This is a genomic window from Pseudomonas sp. NY15372 (genome assembly GCF_048068215.1).
GTDB classification, from domain to species: Bacteria; Pseudomonadota; Gammaproteobacteria; order Pseudomonadales; family Pseudomonadaceae; genus Aquipseudomonas; species Aquipseudomonas guariconensis_A.
Window position 1 is genome coordinate 240,898 of the sequence record NZ_JBLUPY010000002.1, and the last position, 21,965, is coordinate 262,862.

Below are 21,965 nucleotides of genomic sequence, written 5' to 3' on the forward strand. Positions count from 1 at the left end.
ATCCCATCCGGTCCCGCGATAGGGGCGCAAAGCGCCGCCAATCTCAAGGCCTGCGTTCGAAGTTCTTGGCCGCTGCCGCAGCCAGGTCCGGCGGCAGGAAGTCTTTGTCGGGGTTGTAGTCGGCCTTCAGGTAGCGCCCCAGGTCCTGCAGATCCTGCGGGCTGAGGGTGCCGGCGGCCTGTTTCAGGCGCAGGTTGTCGAGGATGTAGTCGTAGCGGCTGTTGTTGTAGTCGCGCACCGAGGTGTACAGCTGGCGCTGGGCGTCGAGCACGTCGACGATGTTGCGGGTACCGACCTGGTAGCCGATCTCGGTGGCCTCCAGGGCGCTCTGGTTGGAAATGATCGACTGCTTGCGTGCCTGCACCTGCTCCACGTCGGTGTTCACCGCCCGGTGCAGGTTGCGGGTGTTTTCCACCACTTGGCGGCGCAGGCTCTCGCGTTGCTGCTCGCTCTGGCTCAGGCGCTGGTAGGCCTCGCGTACCTGGGAGCTGGTCAGGCCGCCGCTGTAGATCGGAATGTTCAGCTGCAGGCCGATGCTGGTCTGCTCGACGTCGCCACTGTAGCGCACGCCGGGCTGCGGGTTGGAGAAGCCCAGGCTGTCGTTGTCGCCCTTCTGGTAGCGGGCCACCGCATCCAGGGTCGGCGCGTGGCCGGCCTTGCGTTGGCGCAGGGTTTCCTCGGCGGCGGTGACGGCATGGTTGGTGGCCAGCAGGTTGAGGTTCTGCCGCGCTGCGGTCTCGACCCAAGCCTTGGCGTCGTTGGGCGTCGGCACCTGCACCGGTAGGGTGTGGACCACCCCCTGGAGCGAACCGTATTCGCGGTTGGTCAAGGTCACCAGGGCCTCGAAAGCGTCCTGGACCTGGCGCTCGGCAATGATCCGGTTGGCCCGGGCGGTATCGTAGCTGGCCTGGGACTGCAGTACGTCGGTCTTGTCCGAGAGACCAACGTCGAAGCGTTCGTTGGACTGGTCCAGCTGGCGCTTGAACGCCGCTTCCTCGGCCTTGGTCGAGGCCAGGTTGTCCTGGGCACGCAGTACTGAGAAATAGTTCTCCGCGGTTTGCAGGATCAGGTTCTGCTCGGTCGCGGACAGCTCGAGGGCCGCTTGTTCATTGACCGCCTCGGCAGCCTGCAACTGGAACCAGCGGTCGGCGCGGAAGATCGGCTGCGCCAGGGTCGCGTTCCATGAATTGCCGCTGCGGTTGGAGGTGACCGAAGGCTCGTCGAACTTGGTGCGGGTGTTCATCATCTCGGCGCCGGCCGACAGGTTCGGCAGCAGCCCGGCGCGGGCCTGGGGGACTACTTCGCGGCGTGCGCCGTAGTCGGCGCGGGCGGCGGCCAGGTCGGCGTTGTTGTCGACCGCTTCCTGGTAGACGCTGATCAGATCGGTCTTCACCGTCGTGGGCACATCCGCTGCCCAGACCACTCCGTTGGACGCACAAGACACGGCAATCGCCAGTGAGAGTTTGCGCAGCATAGGGCAATCCTTGTACGAAATTAATTACTGAACTGGTGAGTATTGAATGAGGGGCCAGTCTAGTACCACGCGCACCCGGCCACAATCTCCGCGACGCCTTTCATCATCCCGGCATCTACCCGCTTGGCTTTGCCGGCCACTTGAGTCTAGACTGCGCATGTTCTTGTCGGGGTGCCTTGAATCGAAGGCTGAGATCGGATAGTTCCGGATCCCGTTGAACCTGATCAGGTTAGCGCCTGCGTAGGGAACAAGATTGCTCGCTTTCCCGGCGAGATCTTGTGCCAGGTCCGGGATTGTCGTAGCTCACGCTCAAGGCACCTCCGTGTATCCGGCACCAGCACCGTTCCAGGTGCATTCCGCGCCTCCTTCAGGTTCTCCCCGACATTCCACGCTGTCTGGAGAGCCTGTGATGAGCAAACAAGAAAAATCGATCCACCTCAGCGAGTCGGCGCAAGTCGACCAGCAGTCCGTGCAACCGTTCCCCCGTTCGCGCAAGGTCTATGTCGAAGGTTCGCGCCCCGACATCCGCGTGCCCATGCGTGAAATCAGCCTGCACGACACCCCTACCGATTTTGGCGGCGAGCAGAACGCCCCGGTGCTGGTCTATGACACTTCCGGGCCATACACCGACCCGAACGTCGTCATCGACGTGCGCAAGGGCCTGGGCGACGTCCGTTCGGCGTGGATCGAGGCCCGTGGCGATACCGTGCGCCTGGACGGCCTGAGCTCGAACTTCGGCCAGCAGCGCCTGAACGATGCCGACCTGGCCAAGCTGCGCTTCGCCCACGTGCGCAACCCGCGCCGCGCCAAGCCCGGTGCCAACGTTACCCAGATGCACTACGCGCGCCAGGGCATCATCACCGCCGAGATGGAATACGTCGCCATCCGCGAAAACATGAAGCTGCAGGAAGCCCGCGCCGCCGGCCTGCTCGACCAGCAGCACGCCGGCCACAGCTTCGGTGCCAGCATCCCGAAGGAAATCACGCCCGAGTTCGTCCGTGAAGAGATCGCCCGTGGTCGTGCGATCATTCCGGCCAACATCAACCACCCGGAACTGGAGCCGATGATCATCGGCCGCAACTTCCTGGTGAAGATCAACGGCAACATCGGCAACAGCGCCCTGGGCTCCTCCATCGAGGAAGAAGTGGCCAAGCTGACCTGGGGCATTCGCTGGGGTTCGGACACGGTCATGGACCTGTCCACCGGCAAGCACATTCACGAGACCCGCGAGTGGATCATCCGCAACTCGCCGGTGCCGATCGGTACCGTGCCGATCTACCAGGCCCTGGAGAAGGTCGGCGGCATCGCTGAGGACCTGACTTGGGAGTTGTTCCGCGACACCCTGATCGAACAGGCCGAGCAGGGCGTGGACTACTTCACCATCCACGCAGGTGTGCTGCTGCGCTACGTACCGCTGACCGCCAAGCGCGTGACCGGCATCGTCAGCCGCGGCGGCTCGATCATGGCCAAGTGGTGCCTTGCGCATCACAAGGAAAACTTCCTGTACACGCATTTCGACGAGATCTGCGAAATCATGAAGGCCTACGACGTCAGCTTCTCGCTGGGCGACGGCCTGCGCCCGGGCTCGATCGCCGACGCCAACGACGCGGCCCAGTTCGGTGAGCTGGAGACCTTGGGCGAGCTGACCAAGATCGCCTGGAAGCATGACGTGCAGTGCATGATCGAGGGCCCCGGCCACGTGCCGATGCAGCTGATCAAGGAGAACATGGACAAGCAGCTCGAGTGCTGCGACGAGGCGCCGTTCTACACCCTCGGCCCACTGACCACCGACATCGCGCCGGGCTACGACCACATCACCTCCGGCATCGGTGCGGCGATGATCGGCTGGTTCGGCTGCGCCATGCTTTGCTACGTGACGCCCAAGGAGCACCTGGGCCTGCCGAACAAGGACGACGTCAAGACCGGCATCATCACCTACAAGATCGCCGCGCATGCCGCCGACCTTGCCAAAGGCCACCCGGGCGCGCAGATCCGCGACAACGCGTTGTCCAAGGCGCGCTTCGAGTTCCGCTGGGAAGACCAGTTCAACCTTGGCCTGGACCCAGACACTGCCCGTGCCTTCCACGACGAGACCTTGCCCAAGGAGTCGGCCAAGGTGGCGCACTTCTGCTCGATGTGCGGGCCGAAGTTCTGCTCGATGAAGATCACCCAGGAAGTGCGCGAATACGCTGCCAACCAGCGTATCGAGGCGACCGATGTCTCGGTGGAGGAAGGCATGCGCGAGCAGGCCGAACGCTTCCGCCAGGAAGGTAGCCAGCTGTACAAGAAAGTCTAAGACGGTTGAGGGGCCGCTTCGCGGCCCTTTCGCGGCACAAGGCCGCTCCTACAGGGGCAGCGCAAGGTTCAGGTCCTGCGCGGTCTCTTGTAGGAGCGGCCTTGTGCCGCGAAACGAGGACGCAGTCCTCGCCAAGAACACCAATAACACCCCGGCGAGCGCCATCATGAGCACACCCAGCCACTTCTCCCCGGACCACCCGGTCCCCCACAGCCAGCGCCAGTTCGGCGCTCGCGACCTGTTTTCCCTCTGGTTCTCCCTCGGCATCGGCCTGATGGTCCTGCAGGTCGGCGCGCTGCTGGCGCCGGGCCTGGGCTTGGCGGGAGCGATCCTGGCGATCGCCCTGGGCACGGCGGTCGGCGTGCTGCTGTTGGCCGCCGCCGGGGTGATCGGCAGCGACACGGGCCTGTCGGCCATGGCCACGCTGCGGCTCAGCCTGGGCCGCCAGGGCGCGCGCCTGCCGGCGCTGCTCAACCTGCTGCAACTGGTCGGTTGGGGCTCGTTTGAGATCATCGTCATGCGTGACGCCGCCAGCCTGCTGGGCGCCCGCGCCTTCGGCGAAGGCAGCGCCTGGACCAGCCCGGTGCTCTGGACCTTGTGCTTCGGCGCCCTGGCCACCCTGCTCGCCGTCAGCGGGCCGCTGGCCTTCGTGCGCAAGGTGCTGCGCAAGTGGGGGATCTGGCTGCTGCTCGGCGCCTGCCTGTGGCTGACCTGGAATCTGTTCGCCAAGGCCGATCTGGCCGGGTTGTGGCAGCGCGCCGGCGATGGCTCGATGTCGCTGGCGGTGGGCTTCGACATCGTCATCGCCATGCCGCTGTCGTGGCTGCCGTTGATCGCCGATTATTCGCGGTTCGGCCAGCGCGCCGGCCGTGTATTCGGCGGCACGGCACTGGGCTTCTTCATCGGCAATGCCTGGCTGATGAGCCTGGGTGTGGCCTACACCCTGGCCTTCGCGCCCAGTGGTGAAGTCAATGCCCTGCTGCTGGCTCTGGCCGGTGCCGGGCTAGGTATCCCGCTGTTGCTCATCCTGCTGGACGAGTCGGAAAACGCCTTCGCCGACATCCACTCGGCGGCGGTGTCTACCGGCCTGCTGGTGCGCTTGAAGGTCGAGCACCTGGCCCTGGCCATCGGCGTGCTGTGCACCCTGGTCGCCCTGTTGGCGCCGCTGGCCCAGTATCAGAACTTCCTGCTGCTGATCGGCTCGGTGTTCGCGCCGCTGTTCGGCGTGGTGCTGATGGACCACTTCGTCGTTCGTCGGCGGCAGATGCCGACGCTGGTGGCCGGGCTACACTGGCAGGCACTGCTGGCCTGGGCAGTGGGCGTGGCGGCGTATCACCTGATGGCGAATGTCGCGCCGGAGTTGGGGGCGACCCTGCCGGCACTGCTGCTGGCAGGGGGGCTGCACGGCCTGCTGAGCCTCAGCCGCGGCCGGGAAACAGCTCAGGCCTGAGCACGCCGTTCAGGCGTGGGTAGGGGATCTTCAGCTCGATGTGGCCCATGGAATAGGGCGCGATGGCATAGACCTCGTACTTGACCACGACCGCGCCGTAGGTCAGGGCCACATGGGGGGACTTGCGGAACGGCCAGGTCTTGATGAACTCCGGGTCCTTGTCCATGCCGGTGCTGATCATCCAGGCACGGTGGGACTCTTCCACGGTCTTCCAGAAGGTGTCTTCCTGGCCGGGCAGGAGCATGTCCTGCAGGGTCAGGACCTTGTCCAGCTTGCGTGAATAGTTGATGAAACCGCGCCCGGGCATGCCGTGGGCGCCGCCGCTGTCCAGGTAGCTGGACAGCTCGATGATCACCAGCCCGTCATGCTGCTCGCGTACCTTGGCCTGCAGGTAGCTGCTGTTGCGCTTCTCGGCGCTGGCCAGGTACTGCTGCTCGTAGGCCTGCAGTGAGGTGGGCGCGCCGCTGTGCTGGTTGTCTTCGGTCAGCTGCAACAGGCGTTTTTCGACGATGGCGTCGAGCTTGGGCAGGGCCGGGAAGTGGATGGTGTCGATGTTCACCAGTGGGCAGTCGCTCTCGCTGCAACCGGGCTTGACGTGTTCCCAGGCGTCGCGCTTGACCTCGAGCGGGGCCCGGTAGTTGGGCTCGAACAAGCTCTGGCAGGCGCCCAGGGCCATTGCCAGCACGGCCACGGAAGTCAGTTTGACAAGCGTCATGATGATCCTTGCAGAACAAAGGGAGTCGGCCTTTGACCGTCGGCGAAGCCGTCGGTTCGCCACTAAGCTAACAGAGTAGAGAGGCTCTGTCCCGGTTGCCTCAACGGTCGCCGGAAAGGGGTGAAACACGGCGGCACGCAGAGTAGGATGGCGCGATGCGGTAAACGAGGTAACGAGGATTTCCATGTCAGACACGTTGAATTCGCAACCCAAGGCGGTCGAGATCGTCGAACGGGCCAACTGCTTCCAGGGCTTCTACCGGCTCGACAAAGTGCGCCTGCGTCACGAACTGTTCGTCGGCGGCCTGGGCCGTGAGATCAGCCGCGAACTGTTCGTGCGCCACGACGCGGTCTGCGTACTGCCGTACGACCCGCTGCGCGACGAGGTGGTGCTGATCGAGCAGTTCCGCGTCGGTGCCATGGGCAAGGTGGAAAACCCCTGGCTCATCGAGATGGTCGCCGGGTTGATCGACAAGGACGAGCAGCCCGAGGAAGTCGCCCACCGCGAAGCTGAAGAAGAAGCGGGCCTTGCGTTCAGCGCACTGTGGCCGATGACCCGCTATTTCCCCTCGCCGGGCGGCAGCGATGAATATGTTCACCTGTTCCTGGGGCGTTGCAGCAGCGAGGGCGCCGGCGGGCTTCACGGCCTGGAGGAGGAGGGCGAGGACATCCGCGTACGCGTCTGGGCCTTCGAGGATGCCTTGCAGGCCGTGCGCGACGGGCGCATCTGCAACGCCGCGACCATCATCGGCCTGCAATGGCTGGCGCTGAACCGCGACGAAGTGCGAGGTATGTGGAAGTGAACCTGTTGCGCGAGCGCTACCGGGTCGACCTGGCCGGGCTGCAGGCCGCCTGCGAGGCCAACTATGCCCGGCTGATGCGCCTGTTGCCTGACATGCGCACCACCCAAAGCTCGCGCCGCATCGGCATGACCCAGGGCGACCAGATGCTCGGCGTGCTGGTGCTCGATGTGCTGCTGGCCTGTCCCTACACCACTACCCTTCGGGTGCGCCAGGAGCACAGCCTGCCGTGGCTGCCGGTGCCGCACCTGGAGGTGCAGGTGTATCACGACGCGCGCATGGCCGAGGTGGTCAGCGCCGAGCACACCCGGCGCCTGCGCAGCATCTACCCGTACCCCAACGCGGCGATGCACCAGCCGGACGAGAAGGCCCAGCTCAACCTGTTCCTGGGTGAATGGCTGAGCCACTGCCTGGCTTGCGGCCACGAACTGGAAGCCGTTCGCTGAAAATGTGACGCCGATCGGGCAAGGCCCTTTGCCCGGCGCGCGCAGGCAGCCGATAATCGCGCTGAATCCGCTCGAGGAGACGGCCCGTGCCGCAGCCCAATCACGCCCAAGACCCGGCGCCGCTTCATGTGGTGCAACTGACCGATGCCCATCTGTTCGCTACCCCTGGCGGCACCTTGTTGGGCATGAATACCCGCGACAGCCTGCGTCATGTGGTCGAGCAGGTACGACGCGAGCAGCGGCGCATCGACCTGCTGCTGTGCACGGGCGACCTTTCCCAGGATGGCAGCGTCGCCTCCTACGAAGCCTTCCGCCAGTTGAGCGCCTCGCTTGGCGCACCGAGCCGATGGTTGCCGGGCAATCATGACGAGGCCCGGGTGATGGCCGAGGTCGCGCAGGGTAGCGACCTGGTGCAGGCGGTGACTGACCTGGGTGCCTGGCGCATCGTCATGCTCAACTCGAACGTGCCCGACGCCACCCATGGTTGGCTGGCCGACGACCAGCTGGCCATTCTGGACCAGGCGCTGGCCGGTGCCGGTGAGCGGCATTGCCTGGTGTGCCTGCACCATCAGCCGGTGGATATCGGTTGTGCCTGGATCGCGCCGATCGGGCTGCGCAATGCCGATGAACTGTGGGCGTGCCTGCGCGGTTATCCACAGGTCAAGGCTGTGCTCTGGGGGCATATCCACCAGCCGTGGGATCAGCGGCGTGATGGTGTTCGCCTGCTGGCCACGCCATCGACCTGCATCCAGTTCGCGGCCCGCAGCGAGGATTTCCAGGTCAGCGAAGAGCAGCCGGGTTATCGCTGGCTGCGCCTGCATGGCGACGGGCGGGTGGAGACGGGTGTCGAGCGGGCGCGGGATTTCGAGGTGAAGCTGGACTTCGACAGCCCGGGGTACTGAGGGTCCTGCAAGGGCCCATCGCGGGACAAGCCCGCTCCCACAGGCTGGGCGGTGATTCGTGTGGGAGCGGGCTTGTCCCGCGATGGGGCGCGAAGCAGCCCTTCGGCCGTGACGAATATGTTGCTAAAACCCTTGTGCGGCGCCAAAACCCGGTGAACGCGCTACACTGCGCGTCCCTGCGCCCGCCTCAGCGGGCGCGAAGCCGCAGATTCCGGGAGCAGCATGTCGGGTTCCATCCTTTATATCCATGGCTTCAACAGCTCGCCGCTGTCGAAGAAAGCGCGTCAGCTCGAGGCAGTGATGCAGGCTCTGGGCCTGGCCGAACGCCTGCGCGTGCCGGCCTTGCATCATCACCCGCGCCAGGCCATCGCTCAGCTGGAAGCGGCCATCGCCGAGCTCGATGCCCCTTTGCTGGTGGGAAGCTCGCTCGGTGGCTACTATGCCACCTACCTGGCCGAGCGCCATGGCCTGAAGGCCCTGCTGATCAACCCGGCAGTCGGGCCGCACCGGCTGTTCGACGGCTACCTGGGCTCCCAGCGCAACCTGTACACCGACGAGACCTGGGAACTGACCCTGGACCATGTTCAGGCCCTGGCCGAACTCGAAGTACCGCCGCCTCAGGACGCCAGCCGCTACCAGGTATGGTTGCAGACCGCCGATGAAACCCTGGACTATCGTCACGCCGAACGCTATTACCAAGCCTGTGCCTTGCGTATCCAGGCCGGCGGCGACCACAGCTTCCAAGGCTTCGCCGAACGCCTGCCGTCCCTGCTGGCCTTCGCCGGCATCGCCCGCGGGCAGTATGCGACGCTCGATTTTTCTGTATTTTGATCTTTTTGCATTCACCAGACTGACGACGAGACCCCATGGCCAATCCCAGCGCTAGCGCCTATAACGCAGACGCCATCGAAGTCCTCTCGGGCCTTGACCCGGTCCGCAAGCGGCCGGGCATGTACACCGATACCAGCCGGCCGAACCACCTGGCCCAGGAAGTCATCGACAACAGTGTCGACGAAGCCCTGGCTGGCCATGCCCGCTCGGTGCAGGTGATCCTTCATGCCGACCATTCCCTGGAAGTGTGCGACGACGGTCGCGGCATGCCGGTGGACATCCACCCCGAAGAGGGCGTGTCCGGGGTCGAGCTGATCCTCACCAAGCTGCATGCCGGCGGCAAGTTCTCCAACAAGAACTACCAGTTCTCCGGCGGCCTGCATGGCGTCGGTATCTCGGTGGTCAACGCCCTGTCGACCCAGGTCCGTGTGCGGGTCAAGCGCGATGGCAACGAATACCAGATGACCTTCGCCGATGGCTTCAAGGCCAGCGAGCTGGAGGTGGTCGGTACGGTTGGTAAGCGCAACACCGGTACCAGCGTGTACTTCAGCCCCGACCCCAAGTACTTCGACTCGGCCAAGTTCTCCATCAGCCGACTCAAGCATGTGCTCAAGGCCAAGGCCGTGCTCTGCCCAGGCCTGCTGGTCAGCTTCGAGGACAAGGCCAGCGGCGAGAAGGTCGAGTGGCATTACGAAGACGGCCTGCGCTCCTACCTGGTCGACTCGGTCAGCGAGTTCCTGCGCCTGCCCGACGAGCCGTTCTGCGGCAGCCTGGCCGGCAACAAGGAAGCCGTGGACTGGGCCCTGCTGTGGCTGCCGGAAGGCGGCGACAGTGTCCAGGAGAGCTACGTCAACCTGATCCCTACCGCCCAGGGCGGTACCCACGTCAATGGCCTGCGCCAGGGCCTGCTGGATGCGATGCGCGAGTTCTGCGAGTTCCGCAACCTGCTGCCGCGAGGCGTCAAGCTGGCGCCGGAGGATGTGTGGGAACGCATCACCTTCGTGCTGTCGATGAAAATGCAGGAACCGCAATTCTCTGGCCAGACCAAGGAGCGTCTGTCGTCCCGCGAGGCGGCGGCGTTCGTCTCCGGTGTGGTCAAGGATGCCTTCAGCCTGTGGCTCAACGCTCACCCGGAGCTGGGCATGCAACTGGCGGAGCTGGCCATCAGCAACGCAGGCCGGCGCCTGAAGGCGAGCAAGAAGGTCGAGCGCAAGCGCATCACCCAAGGCCCGGCGCTGCCGGGCAAGCTGGCCGATTGCGCGGGGCAGGACCCGATGCGCGCCGAGCTGTTCCTGGTCGAGGGTGACTCGGCCGGCGGCTCGGCCAAGCAGGCACGGGACAAGGAGTACCAGGCCATCCTGCCGCTGCGCGGGAAGATCCTCAACACCTGGGAGGTCGATGGCGGTGAGGTGTTGGCCAGCCAGGAAGTGCACAACATCGCCGTGGCCATCGGTGTCGACCCGGGTGCTGCCGACCTCTCGCAACTGCGTTACGGCAAGATCTGCATCCTGGCCGACGCCGACTCCGACGGGCTGCACATCGCCACCCTGCTGTGCGCATTGTTCGTCCAGCACTTCCGCCCGCTGGTGGAGGCCGGCCACGTTTACGTGGCCATGCCGCCGCTGTACCGCATCGACCTGGGCAAGGAGATCTACTACGCCCTGGACGAAGCCGAGCGCGATGGCATCCTCGACCGCCTGGTCGCCGAGAAGAAGCGTGGCAAGCCGCAAGTCACCCGATTCAAGGGCCTGGGCGAGATGAACCCGCCGCAGCTGCGCGAAACCACCATGGACCCGAACACCCGGCGTCTGGTGCAGCTGACCCTGGACGATGTGCAAGGCACCACCGAGATCATGGACATGCTGCTGGCCAAGAAGCGCGCCGGCGACCGCAAGAGTTGGCTGGAAACCAAGGGTAACCTCGCCGAGGTTCTGGTTTGATCCGCCTGCTGGCTACCGTTTGCCTGGCCTTGTTGGCCCTGCCGAGCCAGGCGGGCAGTTGGCCGGAGCTCAAGCTCGGTGCAGAGTTCCCGGTCGAAGGCATGCGCGGCGGCAACCTCTCGGGCCTGGCCTGGTGCCGTGGCGCGTTGTGGACGGTGTCCGACCGCGACGATGACCGCATCTACCGCCTCGACCAGCAGGGCGAAGTATGGCGTGCCCAGCCGCTGACCTTCACCCCGCCGCCGGTGCCGCAGAGCGGCCTGCCGTGGGGGTTGCGCTCGCGTAACTGGGCGGTGTCCTACATTCGCGGCGGTGAGCTGGACTTCGAAGGCATAACGTGCGATCAGGCCGGCAATTTCTACCTGGTCAGCGAAGCCCATGCGGCGGTGCTGCAAGTGCCTGTCGAGGGCGAGCCTGAATGGCTACACATCGACCCGTCCATGGTCCGACAGGCCCGCGCCAGTGGCATGCTGTTGCATTTCAACGCCTTGTTCGAGGGCCTGGCGATCAACCCGGCGGGCGACCGCCTGTGGCTGGCTGCCGAGCGTGAACGGCGCGGCCTGGTCGCCATCGAGCGCCAGCAGTCGGTGTGGAAGTGCGGGCGCCGCTGCGTGCTGCTCAGCGAAGCCGGGGTCGAAATGCAGCCGCCGCAGATGCCCGAGCCCCAGGCCATGTCGCGCGATTTCTCCGACCTGGCCTGGTACGAAGGCAAGCTGTTCACCCTCGAGCGCAATGCCTACCGCATCTGCCGTCGCGACACCGACAGCGGCAAGGTCGAGCGCTGCTGGTCGTTCGCCGCCGATGCGCTGGTCGACGAGCGTCGCTACGACCAGCCGTACGGCCTGGCCGAGGCTCTGGTCATCGATGCCTCCGGCGCCTGGATCGGCCTGGACAACAACAGCGGTGACCGTGCCGACGGCGAGAGGCGCCCGATCGTATGGCGGTTCGCAGCCCCTGAGGGCGGCTGGAGCGCCAAGCCGTGAGCCAACCGCCAGGCAAGCGTGCGGGGCGTGTCCTGCTGGTGGTGGCCTGGGCGGGGGCGATGTTCCTCGCCACGCGCTTCTTCGGCCAATGGGAAGAGCGTCAGCAGAACCCCAATACCCAGGTGCAGTCCGAGCACGGCGAAGGCTTCATCGAGGTGCGCCTGCTGAGCAATGGCCAGGGTCATTTCGTCGCCGACGGCGCGATCGACGGCCGCAGCGTCCGTTTCATGCTGGACACCGGGGCCACCGATGTGGCAATCCCCGAGTCGTTGGCCCGCGACCTCGACCTGCAGCCCGGCGCGCCGGTGATTCTCAGCACCGCCAACGGCCGCACCCAAGGCTACCGCACGCGTCTGAGCGACCTGCAGCTGGGCGATATCCACCTGCGCGACGTGCGCGCACTGGTGGTTCCCGGCCTCGATGGCGAGCAGGTGCTGCTGGGCATGAGCGCCCTGAAACAACTTGAATTTACCCAGCGTGGCGGTACCTTGCTGCTGCGCCAGAACTTGAAATGACGAGGCCCGCATGAGCGACTCACTGGAACTCAGTCTCGAAGGCGTCGAACGCCGTTCCCTGGCTGACTTCACCGAACAGGCCTACCTCAACTATTCCATGTACGTGATCATGGACCGTGCCTTGCCGCATATCGGCGACGGCCTGAAGCCGGTGCAGCGACGCATCGTCTATGCCATGAGCGAGTTGGGGCTCGATGCCGACGCCAAGCACAAGAAGTCGGCGCGTACCGTCGGCGACGTGCTCGGCAAGTTCCACCCCCACGGCGACTCGGCCTGCTACGAGGCCATGGTGCTGATGGCCCAGCCGTTCAGCTACCGCTATACCCTGGTCGACGGCCAGGGCAACTGGGGGGCGCCGGACGATCCCAAGTCGTTCGCCGCCATGCGTTACACCGAGGCGCGCCTGTCGCGCTATTCCGAGGTGCTGCTCAGCGAGCTGGGCCAGGGCACCGTCGACTGGGTGCCGAACTTCGACGGCACTTTGCAGGAGCCGGCCGTACTGCCGGCGCGCCTGCCGAATATCCTGCTCAATGGCACCACCGGTATCGCTGTGGGCATGGCCACCGACGTGCCGCCGCACAACCTGCGGGAAGTCGCCAGTGCTTGCGTGCGCCTGCTGGATGAGCCCAAGGCCACCATCGAGCAACTGTGCGAGCACATCCAGGGGCCGGACTACCCGACCGAGGCCGAGATCGTCACGCCGCGAGCCGAAATCCTCAAGCTCTACGAGAGCGGTCGCGGCTCGATTCGCATGCGTGCCGTGTACCGGGTCGAGGATGGCGACATCGTTGTCACCGCGCTGCCGCACCAGGTCTCCGGGGCCAAGGTGTTGGAGCAGATCGCTGCGCAAATGCAGGCCAAGAAGCTGCCGATGGTCGCCGACCTGCGCGATGAGTCCGACCACGAGAACCCGTGCCGCATCGTCATCATTCCGCGCTCGAACCGTGTGGACGCCGACGAGCTGATGCAGCACCTGTTCGCCACCACCGACCTTGAAAGCAGCTACCGGGTCAACGTCAATATCATCGGCCTCGATGGGCGCCCACAGCTCAAGAACCTGCGTGCGCTGCTGCAAGAGTGGCTGCAGTTCCGCATCGGCACCGTGCGCCGCCGCCTGCAGCACCGTCTGGACAAGGTCGAGAAGCGCCTGCACCTGTTGGAAGGCTTGCTCACCGCCTTCCTCAACCTGGATGAAGTGATCCACATCATCCGCACCGAAGACCACCCCAAGCAGGCGCTGATCGCCCGCTTCGAGCTGACCGAGATCCAGGCCGACTACATCCTCGAGACCCGCCTGCGCCAGCTGGCGCGCCTGGAGGAAATGAAAATCCGCGGCGAGCAGGACGAACTGCTCAAGGAACAGGCCAAGCTGCTGGCCCTGTTGGGCAGCGACGCCAAGCTGCGCAAGCTGGTACGCAGCGAGCTGATCAAGGATGCCGAGACCTACGGCGACGACCGCCGTTCGCCGATCGTCGAGCGTGCCGAGGCCAAGGCCTTGTCGGAAAACGAGCTGATGCCGACCGAGCCGGTCACCGTCGTCTTGTCGGAAAAGGGCTGGGTACGCTGTGCCAAGGGTCACGATATCGATGCCACCGGGCTTTCCTACAAGGCCGGAGATGGTTTCAAGGGCGCTGCCGCCGGTCGCTCCAACCAGTTTGCCGTGTTCATCGACTCCACCGGGCGCAGCTACTCGCTGGCCGCCCACAGCCTGCCATCGGCGCGGGGGCAGGGCGAACCATTGACCGGCCGACTGGCGCCGCCGCCAGGGGCGACCTTCGACTGCGTGCTGCTGCCCGAAGATGACGCGCTCTATGTGGTGGCGTCGGATGCCGGCTATGGCTTCGTGGTCAAGGGCGAGGACCTGCAGGCCAAGAACAAGGCCGGCAAGGGCCTGCTCAGCTTGCCCAACGGCGCCAAGGTAATGACGCCACGGCCGGTCGCCGACCGTGAGCAAGACTGGTTGGCAGCCGTGACCACCGAGGGTCGCTTGTTGATCTTCAAGGTCAGCGACCTGCCGCAGCTGGGCAAGGGCAAGGGCAACAAGATCATCGGCGTACCCGGGGACCGGGTCGCCAACCGGGAAGAATACGTCACCGATCTTGCCGTCGTGGGTGAGGGCGAGACGCTTGTATTGCAGGCTGGCAAGCGTACTCTGTCTCTCAAGCCCGATGACCTTGAGCACTATAAAGGTGAGCGGGGCCGGCGCGGCAGCAAGCTGCCACGCGGCTTCCAGCGGGTCGATGGCATGGCGGTGGAACGCCCCGAGTGAACCGGCTGTCTGTCTGGAGCGGCAATTTCAGCGTCATTCCAGGCAGAAATGCTGGAGTCGGACGGTTATTTCGCGGATGATAGTGCCCTTGCGGCGCCAGCGTGGCTGCGTGCCTGCAAGAATCTACATGAGTATCACTGCGGTTTGCCTCGGGGCGACCGCTTGGATGGGATGAATGAAATTTCTGCGCCTTCCATTTGCGCTGTTGATGACGGGTCTGCTGGGACTGAGCGGATGCAGCATGCATCAGCCGGTGGCCTTGTATCAGCTGGACAGTGGTGACCCAGGCCAGCCCTCGCAGAGTGCCGGCATGGCCGTCGTACTCGGCCCGGTATCGGTAGCCGATTACCTTCAGCGTGAAACCTTCCTGCAGCGTCAGCCTGACGGCAGCCTGACATCGGCGACCGACGGTCGTTGGGCGGGCAGCCTTTCGGCGGACATCGACCAACTGCTGGTGCGCCAGCTCGCCTGGCGCCTGGACAGCCAGCGCGTCGTCCTGGCACCGGCCACCGCCGGCTTCTCGCCGGACGTGCAGGTGTTGCTGTCGATCACCCGCCTGGACTCCGGCCGCAACCAGCCGGCGATCCTGGACGCCCAATGGCGCCTGCTCGATCGCCGCGGCAAGGTGCGGGACAACCGCATCGTGCACCTGGAGCAACCGCACGAGGGCTCCGAGTCGTCACAGGTGCAGGCCCAGGGGCAATTGCTGCAGAAACTGGCCGAACAGCTCAGCACCGCAGTCAAGCCGTTGGCCAACCAGCCGGCCATCGCCGAGGAAGCGCCACCAAAGAAGTCCGCACCGACCCAGGTCAAGAAAGGGCCAGAGAAGCCGAAGATCCCCATGGCTTCGCCCATTCGGACCGACATGGAGGTCTACCGGTTCTGACCGGACACAAAAAAGCCCGCAGCGATGCGGGCTTTTTTTGGCTTATACATGACCCCTGTAGGAGCGGCCTTGTGCCGCGATCGGGCGCGAAGCGGCCGTAAACCAGGCGTCTCGTTGGCATAGGTACATTGGATTCACAGGGTTTGGGGCCGCTTTGCGGCCCATCGCGGCGCAAGGCCGCTCCTACAGGAGGGCCGCGCTGGAGGATGTTCCTGTCAGGCCCGGCGTTCGTGCATCCGTGCCAGCTGGCGTTCGAGCATGGAGGGATAGGGCTCCATCAGGCGCTCGACGCAGCAGGCGCCTTCGGGGCTGGCGATCGGGCGGATGCGGGCACGCTGGCGGATCAGGGTGTCGTCGCTGATCTTGCGTTCCACCAGCAGCAGGTTGCGGCTGTGTTGGGAGAGCGCCAGGGCGTCCTGGGCCTTTTCCGCCATCAGCAGGTCGACCTGCTCTAGGCCTTGCAGGTCATCACCCAGGGTCAGGCCCAGTTGCAGCTGCAGGGTGATGCCGCTGTCGGCCACCTCGATCTGCAGGGCATGGCCCAGGGCGCGCAGCAGCTCGCCGCAGCAGATGGCGTTGGTCAGGTAGTCTTCGCCACAGTTGCGGCTATGGAACAGCAACAGCGTGCTGCCATCCTTGAGCGTGTGGGTTTCGCCTTCGTACAGCGAAGCCGCCTGCTCCAGGCAGTCGCGGTAGCGTTCCAGCAGTTCGGTCAGGCGGGTGCGTGGCAGGCGGCGCAGTTGCTCCTGGGAGCCCAGTTGCACAGCCAGCACTGCGCTGTACTGCGGTTCGTCCGACTCGACCGCCGCCGCTTTGGCCGGGCTCTGCTCGGTGTCGATCAGGTCGGCGAAGGCATCGTCGTCTTCGTCATCGGTGGTCGTGGCCTTGGCTTTCGCCAGCGGCTTGGGCGCGGCGGCGTGTTCATCCACCTCGTCCACATCGAAATCGTCCTCTTCCACTTCCTCAGGCTCCGGCGGTGGCGGGGCGAGGCGGTTGTGCAACTGGCGGGCCAGATCGCCGATCTCGTCCTGGCGGTCGGTGCCAGGGGTGTAGTGGTGCGGGTCGCGCAGCCACACACGCAGCTGCAGCAGCGGCGTGGAAATGTGGCGCCCCAGGCGCAGGCTCAGGGCCAACGCCAAGGCCAGCAGGATTGCACCCAGGATGCCCATGCTCTGCAGGCTGATGGTCATCGGCTGGCGGAACTGGGTCATGTCCAGGCTGATGCGCAACTGCCCGGCGGTCACGTCCTGGAAAGTGATCTTGGTCTGGTAGAGCCCTTCGGCTTCGCCCAGCAGGCTGTTCTTCGGCCGCTGGCCGGCTTCGGCGAGGATGCGGTTGTCCACGCTGTAGATCGCCGCATGGGCCACCAGCGGGTTCTTCACCAGGTTGCCCAACAGCACATTGAGGCTGAGGATGTCGTTGGACACCAGCAGCTCGGTCGCCGAAGTGGCGGTCTGGATGGTCAGGCTCTGGCCGAGGGCGTCTGCCTGTTCGTGCATGGCCTGCCGGAACTGCAGGCCCATGACGCAGGCATAGATCACCAGCGCCAGGGCCACCAGGAATATATTGGTGCTGGCGATGCGCAGGGCCAGGGGAACGCGACGCTGGCTGAGGGCTCGGAAGATCATCACGAAGAAATTATCAGGTTTGACGGGCGTGGGCCGGTTCACAGAGCGCGGCTCTTTATGGCGAAAAAGGTGTTGCGCAGTATAGCGAGCCGTGTTTTGTCGGCAAAGTATCGATGGTGCCCGATCATCACGGAAAATCGGTAGAATGCGCATTTTTCATCGAAGTCGGAGCCCGGTCTTGCGCGAAATCGTCCTGATCAACATCACTGGTGAAGACCGTCCAGGTCTTACCGCGGCCCTTACCGGCGTCCTGGTCCAGGGCGGTGTGAGCATTCTCGACATCGGCCTGGCAGTGATGCACGGTACCTTGTCCTTCGGCATCCTGGTCGACATTCCGGACAACGAAGTGGCCACCAACCTGCTGCAGAGCGTACAGGCCAAGGCCCACGAGCTGAACCTGCAGGCCCGCTACACGCCGATTTCCGAGGCCGACTACCAACATTGGGCCGACAGCCAGGGCGAGGCGCGCCATATCGTCACCCTGCTCAGCCGCAAGGTGACGCCCGAGCAGCTGCAGCGGGTGAGCGCGGTGATCAGCCAGTACGGCCTGACCATCGAGCGCATCGAGCGCCTGTCCTCGCGCGTGGCGCTGGATGCTCCGGTCGAGAAGAGCAAGGCCAGCCTCGAGATTTCCGTGCGTGGCGAACCGAGCGACGCCCAGGCCCTGCGCGCCGACTTCTTCGCCTTGGCCGAGGCGCTGGACATCGACATCGCCTTCCAGAAAGACGACCTGTTCCGCCGCAATCGCCGCCTGGCGGTATTCGACATGGATTCGACGCTGATCGAGGCCGAGGTGATCGATGAGCTGGCAAAGGCTGCCGGGGTGGGCGAGCAGGTGGCAGCGATCACCGAGCGCGCCATGCGTGGCGAGCTGGATTTCCGTGCCAGCTTCAAGGAGCGCATGGCCCTGCTCAAGGGGTTGGACGTTGGTGTGCTGGATGAGATCGGCACTTCCCTGCGCCTGACCGAGGGGGCCGAGCACCTGTTCGCCGAACTCAAGCGCCTGGGCTACAAGACGGCCATCCTCTCCGGTGGTTTCTCTTATTTCGCCAAGCAGGTGCAGGCGCGCCTGGGCATCGACTATGTATTCGCCAACGAGCTGGAAGTGGTCGACGGCAAGGTGACCGGCGTTGCGGTCGAGCCGATCGTCGATGCCCAACGCAAGGCCGAGCTGCTGCAGCAGTTGGCTGGCGAAGAGGGCTTGCAGCTGGAGCAGACCATCGCCGTGGGCGATGGCGCCAACGACCTGCCGATGCTGTCCCTGGCCGGCCTGGGCGTGGCGTTCCGTGCCAAGCCGCTGGTGCGCCAGTCGGCCAAGCAGGCGATTTCGACCCTGGGGCTGGACGGTGTGCTGTATCTGCTGGGCATGCGCGATCGCGACGCCCGTAGCTGAAGGTTCGGCGGGAGGGCTTCGGCGATTTGAAATCGAGCGCGCGGCGCTCGATTTCACGGGCGCCGAAACCCTCGCGCCAAGCACTTAGCCCTGGGCAGGTTGCGCCAGCAACTCACCCATGCGCACCGCCGAACCTGCGCCCAGGCTCTCGGCCCACTTCACCTGCTCGGGCCCGAACAGGACGATGGCAGTCGATCCCAGCTTGAAGCGGCCCAGTTCCGCGCCTTTTTCCAGGTGGATCGGTGCACGGCTGCCTTCGTCGTAGCGGAAGGTCTTCACTTCACGCTTGGGTGGTGTGACCAGGCCGGCCCACACCGTTTCGATCGACGCGACGATCATCGCCCCGACCAGCACCACAGCCATCGGCCCGCGTTCGGTATCGAACAGGCACACCACCCGCTCGTTACGAGCGAACAGCTCGGGCACGTTCTCGGCGGTGGTCTGGTTGACCGAGAACAACCGCCCCGGCACATAGACCATTTCGCGCAGGGTACCGGCCAGCGGCATGTGCACGCGGTGGTAGTCCTTGGGCGACAGGTAGATGGTAGCGAACTCCCCGCCCATGAACGGCGCAGCCATCAGCGGGTCGCCGCCCAGCAGCTCCAGGGCGCTGAAGCTGTGGCCCTTGGCCTGGAAGATGCGGCCATGCTCGATCGGGCCGAGCTGGCTGACTGCACCGTCGGCCGGGCAGAGGATGGCCCCCGGGGTTTCGTCCAGCGGGCGTGCGCCTGGCTTGAGGGCGCGAGTGAAGAAGGCGTTGAAGTGCTCGTAGGCGGTCAGGTCCTCGACCAGCGCCTCGGACATGTTCACCTGGTAGCGCTTGGCGAACCAGGCGGTGAAGGCATTCTTGAACCAGCGCGCGCGGCATTCGGCGACGCAGCCGGCCAGCCGCGACAGCAGGTGGTGCGGCAGCAGGTACTGGCTGATGATGAACAAGCGGGATTTCATTGGGTTTCCTTGGGAATTCAAACTTCTACAGGCGTGTCCGGGTGGTTGCCCCATTCGCCCCAGGAGCCGGCGTAGGCCTTGACCCGCGGGTAGCCCAGGGCCTTGGCCACCAGGTAGGTGAAGCCGGAACGGTGGTGGGTCTGGCAGTGGGTGATCACTTCCTTGTCCGGGGTGATGCCCAATTGTTGGAGGATCTCTGGCATGTCCTGGCGGATGCGTAGGTGGTCGTTCAGATCCATGCCGGCGGTCCACTCGAAGTTGACCGCGCCAGGGATATGCCCACCCTTGGCCGCCAGCACCTTCTCGCCGCGGTACTCGCCTGGGCTGCGGGCGTCCCAGATGGCCAGGTCGGCAGCGCCCAGGCGGCTTTGCACATACTCGCGGGTGGCGGTGGGCTCCGGGTGCACTTGCAGGCTGACCGGGCCGCCGACGTTGGCGGGTACATCGGTGGAGAGCTTGTCTGCCGGCCAGGCCTGGATGCCACCGTTGAGGTAGTGGTAGCCCTTGTGCCCGATGACATCGAGCAGCCAGATGAAGCGCCCGGCCCAGCCGCCGCCCTCATCGTCGTACACCACGTAGACCGCATCGTCGCGGTGGCCGAGCTCGCCGAAGAGCTTTTCCAGATCGGCGCGGGCCGGCAGCAGGCCTGGCGCGGGGGGCTGGCCCAGCTGGGTGCGCTTGGGGTCGACGAAACGCGCTCCGGGGACGTGCCCGCTGCCATAGCGGTTGGCGCTGGTCAGGTCGACCAGGATCAGCTGTGGCGAACCCAGGCGCGGCAGCAGGTCGGCCGGTTCGATCACCAGGGGCAAGCCGGAAAAGTCAGTCATCCACGGTCTCCAGGGTGGAATTGAGGGAGCGATTGTAGCGCAAGGCTCAGGCGTTGCGGTTGGCAAAGGCGGCCAGGGCGCGCTCGGTGCATTGCGCGGTCTTGCCGAAGGCTTGCACGCTGACGTCGGCAAGGGGTTTGCCGCCCTGGTCGGCGATCACCAGCATCACCACTTGGCCATTGACCGCCAGCGAACGCAACAGCACATGCTCGCTGCCGATAGCCGCCCACAGCTGGGCTGGCAGCAAGGCCGAGAACCGGGCATGGTTGTCTGGAGTCAGGCGCAGTTGTGCCGTCTGGGTCATCAGGCGCTGCAGCAACTTGCTGCCCGCCAGTGGCAGCACCAGGGCTGCGGCTTCCTTCGGCAGGCCGGCGGTCTGTTGCACGCGCAGGGATTCGGTGCCTTTGTCCAGGGTCAGCAGGATCACCCGTTGCATGCCGCAGGCCAGCAGGGCGTCGCGGGCCAGAGTGCACAGGTGCAGGCTTGTGCCGAACGGGCTGGGCTGGGCCAGCAGTTCGCCACAGAGCGTGCGCCAATGCGCCAAGTCCTGGCTGGTGGGCGGTGGCGGCTCGAGCATGTCCGGGTGCGGCCGGCGTTGCTGCCAGGGCCAGATCAGCGCCTCGGCAGGGTGGAACAGGGCATGACGGGCATGGTGGCGGGCGCTGGCGGCGGCTTGCTGGTGGACCTGTTGTTGCACATCGTCGAGTGATGTCTGCAGGTACAGGGCGGTCAGCAGTTGCCAGCGCAGCAGGTGCGGGTTGTCCCAGCCCACCTGGGCGGCCAGCGCCAGGCCGTTGGCCAGCAGCACGGTATTGGCCGGCTGGTTGAACCAGCGGCGCAATCCGGGTTCGTCGTCCAGGCGTTGCTGCTGGGTGAGGCTGTCCTGCTCACGGGCGATAGCCAGCACCTGGGCCAGTTGCTCGCGTTCGTCGAGCAGCAGGCGATAGCCCTGGGTCACCCATTCCGGCAGGCGCCAGTGTTCGGCAACGGCCTGGCACAGCTGCATGATGCGCACGCCGAACAGTGCGTGCTCGACTTCGGCGGCGTCCTCACCTTTGTGGATGACCCGCAGCTCCCAGGTATCGAGCAGCTTGGGAAAGGCCTGGGCCATGGGCCACAGCGGCGACAGGAACAGCAGGCTGCCCCAGTGGATCTCCTGCCACAGCCGCGCCAGGCGGCTGGCGAACAGGCCGCTGGCCTGTTGCGTGGCGTGCTGGCTGATCAGCAGGAACTGGCGCAGTACCGGGGGGATGTCCTGGCCCGGCACCGCGGGCAGGCGTGCCAGCAGGCTGGCGCTGCGCGCCAGGCCCAGACGGTTGAGGGCGATTTCCAGGCTTTCGGCGGGCTCGGCCTGGCTGGCGTTGGCCGGGTGGTTGGCTTCGCGCATCACCGACAGCACCAAGGCGGGGCTGTCTTGCATCAGTTCGGCGATGTCTCGCAACGAGCGGCGGCTGTCGTTGATGGCCGACAACACCCGGTCATGGCTCTCCTTGGGCACCGGTAGGCGGATGCCGTCGAGCAGCTTAACCCAGGCATCGAGCGTACGCGGAATCTGGCTTTGCACCTTAGCGTCCATTGGCATTTTGACATCAGTCCAAACTGGCTTTTCGTTATTTGTGGCTATAGTCTGGCGCAGTTCTGCCGATAAGTAGAAGAAGAGTTT

The 21,965-nt window shown here is 65.3% G+C and carries 18 protein-coding genes and 1 riboswitch; of the genes, 12 read left to right on the plus strand and 6 right to left on the minus strand.

Annotation, left to right across the window (positions count from 1 at the left end; genetic code table 11):
• Nucleotides 1-43: 43 nt before the first annotated feature.
• Nucleotides 44-1,474, minus strand: a complete 1,431-nt coding sequence (locus tag ACNFG0_RS02695; protein WP_196145082.1) for a TolC family outer membrane protein — start codon at nucleotides 1,472-1,474, stop codon at nucleotides 44-46.
• A gap of 157 nt (nucleotides 1,475-1,631) precedes the next feature.
• A riboswitch (TPP riboswitch) is annotated at nucleotides 1,632-1,738 on the plus strand.
• A 145-nt stretch (nucleotides 1,739-1,883) separates the two neighbouring features.
• Here ACNFG0_RS02695 and thiC point away from each other — a divergent pair.
• Both thiC and cytX read left to right on the plus strand, forming a co-directional pair.
• A complete protein-coding gene (gene thiC / locus ACNFG0_RS02700) occupies nucleotides 1,884-3,770 on the plus strand; it encodes a phosphomethylpyrimidine synthase ThiC (protein WP_196145081.1) in 1,887 nt (628 codons plus the stop codon).
• Between the two features lie 166 nt (nucleotides 3,771-3,936).
• A complete protein-coding gene (gene cytX / locus ACNFG0_RS02705) occupies nucleotides 3,937-5,220 on the plus strand; it encodes a putative hydroxymethylpyrimidine transporter CytX (RefSeq protein WP_416763961.1) in 1,284 nt (427 codons plus the stop codon).
• On the opposite strand, the gene ACNFG0_RS02710 is transcribed toward cytX, so the two are convergent.
• Entirely contained in the window at nucleotides 5,189-5,935 is a 747-nt protein-coding gene (locus tag ACNFG0_RS02710; RefSeq protein ID WP_196145079.1) for an RsiV family protein, read from the minus strand. The two genes, cytX and ACNFG0_RS02710, sit on opposite strands and share 32 nt — an antisense overlap.
• Nucleotides 5,936-6,119: 184 nt before the next feature.
• On the opposite strand from ACNFG0_RS02710, the gene ACNFG0_RS02715 reads away from it, so the two are divergent.
• The 9 genes from ACNFG0_RS02715 (at nucleotide 6,120) to ACNFG0_RS02755 (ending at nucleotide 15,506) form a co-directional block, all read left to right on the plus strand.
• Nucleotides 6,120-6,737, plus strand: a complete 618-nt coding sequence (locus ACNFG0_RS02715) for an NUDIX domain-containing protein (protein ID WP_196145078.1) — start codon at nucleotides 6,120-6,122, stop codon at nucleotides 6,735-6,737.
• Nucleotides 6,728-7,180: a DUF1249 domain-containing protein gene (locus ACNFG0_RS02720; protein ID WP_084854129.1), complete on the plus strand. Its 453-nt coding sequence runs from the start codon at nucleotides 6,728-6,730 to the stop codon at nucleotides 7,178-7,180. The genes ACNFG0_RS02715 and ACNFG0_RS02720 overlap by 10 nt, the downstream gene beginning before the upstream one ends.
• 86 nt (nucleotides 7,181-7,266) lie before the next feature.
• On the plus strand, nucleotides 7,267-8,082 hold the full coding sequence (cpdA, locus tag ACNFG0_RS02725) for a 3',5'-cyclic-AMP phosphodiesterase (RefSeq protein WP_416763962.1): 816 nt from the start codon (nucleotides 7,267-7,269) through the stop codon (nucleotides 8,080-8,082).
• A 222-nt stretch (nucleotides 8,083-8,304) separates the two neighbouring features.
• Nucleotides 8,305-8,913, plus strand: a complete 609-nt coding sequence (locus tag ACNFG0_RS02730; RefSeq protein ID WP_196145076.1) for a YqiA/YcfP family alpha/beta fold hydrolase — start codon at nucleotides 8,305-8,307, stop codon at nucleotides 8,911-8,913.
• Between the two features lie 35 nt (nucleotides 8,914-8,948).
• A complete protein-coding gene (parE, locus tag ACNFG0_RS02735; protein WP_196145075.1) occupies nucleotides 8,949-10,853 on the plus strand; it encodes a DNA topoisomerase IV subunit B in 1,905 nt (634 codons plus the stop codon).
• On the plus strand, nucleotides 10,850-11,836 hold the full coding sequence (locus tag ACNFG0_RS02740; protein ID WP_416763963.1) for an esterase-like activity of phytase family protein: 987 nt from the start codon (nucleotides 10,850-10,852) through the stop codon (nucleotides 11,834-11,836). Before parE ends, ACNFG0_RS02740 begins: the two co-directional genes overlap by 4 nt.
• On the plus strand, nucleotides 11,833-12,351 hold the full coding sequence (locus ACNFG0_RS02745) for a retropepsin-like aspartic protease family protein (RefSeq protein ID WP_196155250.1): 519 nt from the start codon (nucleotides 11,833-11,835) through the stop codon (nucleotides 12,349-12,351). Before ACNFG0_RS02740 ends, ACNFG0_RS02745 begins: the two co-directional genes overlap by 4 nt.
• Before the next feature lie 10 nt (nucleotides 12,352-12,361).
• The gene (gene parC, locus ACNFG0_RS02750) at nucleotides 12,362-14,620 is read left to right on the plus strand and encodes a DNA topoisomerase IV subunit A (RefSeq protein WP_416763964.1); all 2,259 of its coding nucleotides are present in this window, start codon (nucleotides 12,362-12,364) and stop codon (nucleotides 14,618-14,620) included.
• Between the two features lie 175 nt (nucleotides 14,621-14,795).
• Nucleotides 14,796-15,506 (plus strand): PqiC family protein, encoded by a 711-nt coding sequence (locus tag ACNFG0_RS02755; protein WP_196155252.1) that lies wholly within the window; start codon nucleotides 14,796-14,798, stop codon nucleotides 15,504-15,506.
• Nucleotides 15,507-15,721: 215 nt separating this feature from the next.
• Here ACNFG0_RS02755 and ACNFG0_RS02760 read toward each other — a convergent pair whose 3' ends face one another.
• Entirely contained in the window at nucleotides 15,722-17,176 is a 1,455-nt protein-coding gene (locus tag ACNFG0_RS02760; protein WP_416763965.1) for a histidine kinase, read from the minus strand.
• Nucleotides 17,177-17,312: 136 nt separating this feature from the next.
• Between ACNFG0_RS02760 and serB the strand changes: the two genes are divergently transcribed.
• On the plus strand, nucleotides 17,313-18,527 hold the full coding sequence (gene serB, locus ACNFG0_RS02765; RefSeq protein ID WP_416763966.1) for a phosphoserine phosphatase SerB: 1,215 nt from the start codon (nucleotides 17,313-17,315) through the stop codon (nucleotides 18,525-18,527).
• Nucleotides 18,528-18,611: 84 nt separating this feature from the next.
• Here the strand turns inward: serB and asd are convergent, their stop codons facing one another.
• The 3 genes from asd to ACNFG0_RS02780 are packed head-to-tail and all read right to left on the minus strand — an operon-like array spanning nucleotide 18,612 to nucleotide 21,884.
• Entirely contained in the window at nucleotides 18,612-19,475 is an 864-nt protein-coding gene (gene asd, locus ACNFG0_RS02770) for an archaetidylserine decarboxylase (protein ID WP_196145068.1), read from the minus strand.
• A gap of 17 nt (nucleotides 19,476-19,492) precedes the next feature.
• On the minus strand, nucleotides 19,493-20,302 hold the full coding sequence (locus tag ACNFG0_RS02775) for a rhodanese-like domain-containing protein (protein ID WP_196145067.1): 810 nt from the start codon (nucleotides 20,300-20,302) through the stop codon (nucleotides 19,493-19,495).
• Between the two features lie 46 nt (nucleotides 20,303-20,348).
• The gene (locus ACNFG0_RS02780; protein ID WP_416763967.1) at nucleotides 20,349-21,884 is read right to left on the minus strand and encodes an HDOD domain-containing protein; all 1,536 of its coding nucleotides are present in this window, start codon (nucleotides 21,882-21,884) and stop codon (nucleotides 20,349-20,351) included.
• Between the last annotated feature and the right edge of the window lie 81 nt (nucleotides 21,885-21,965).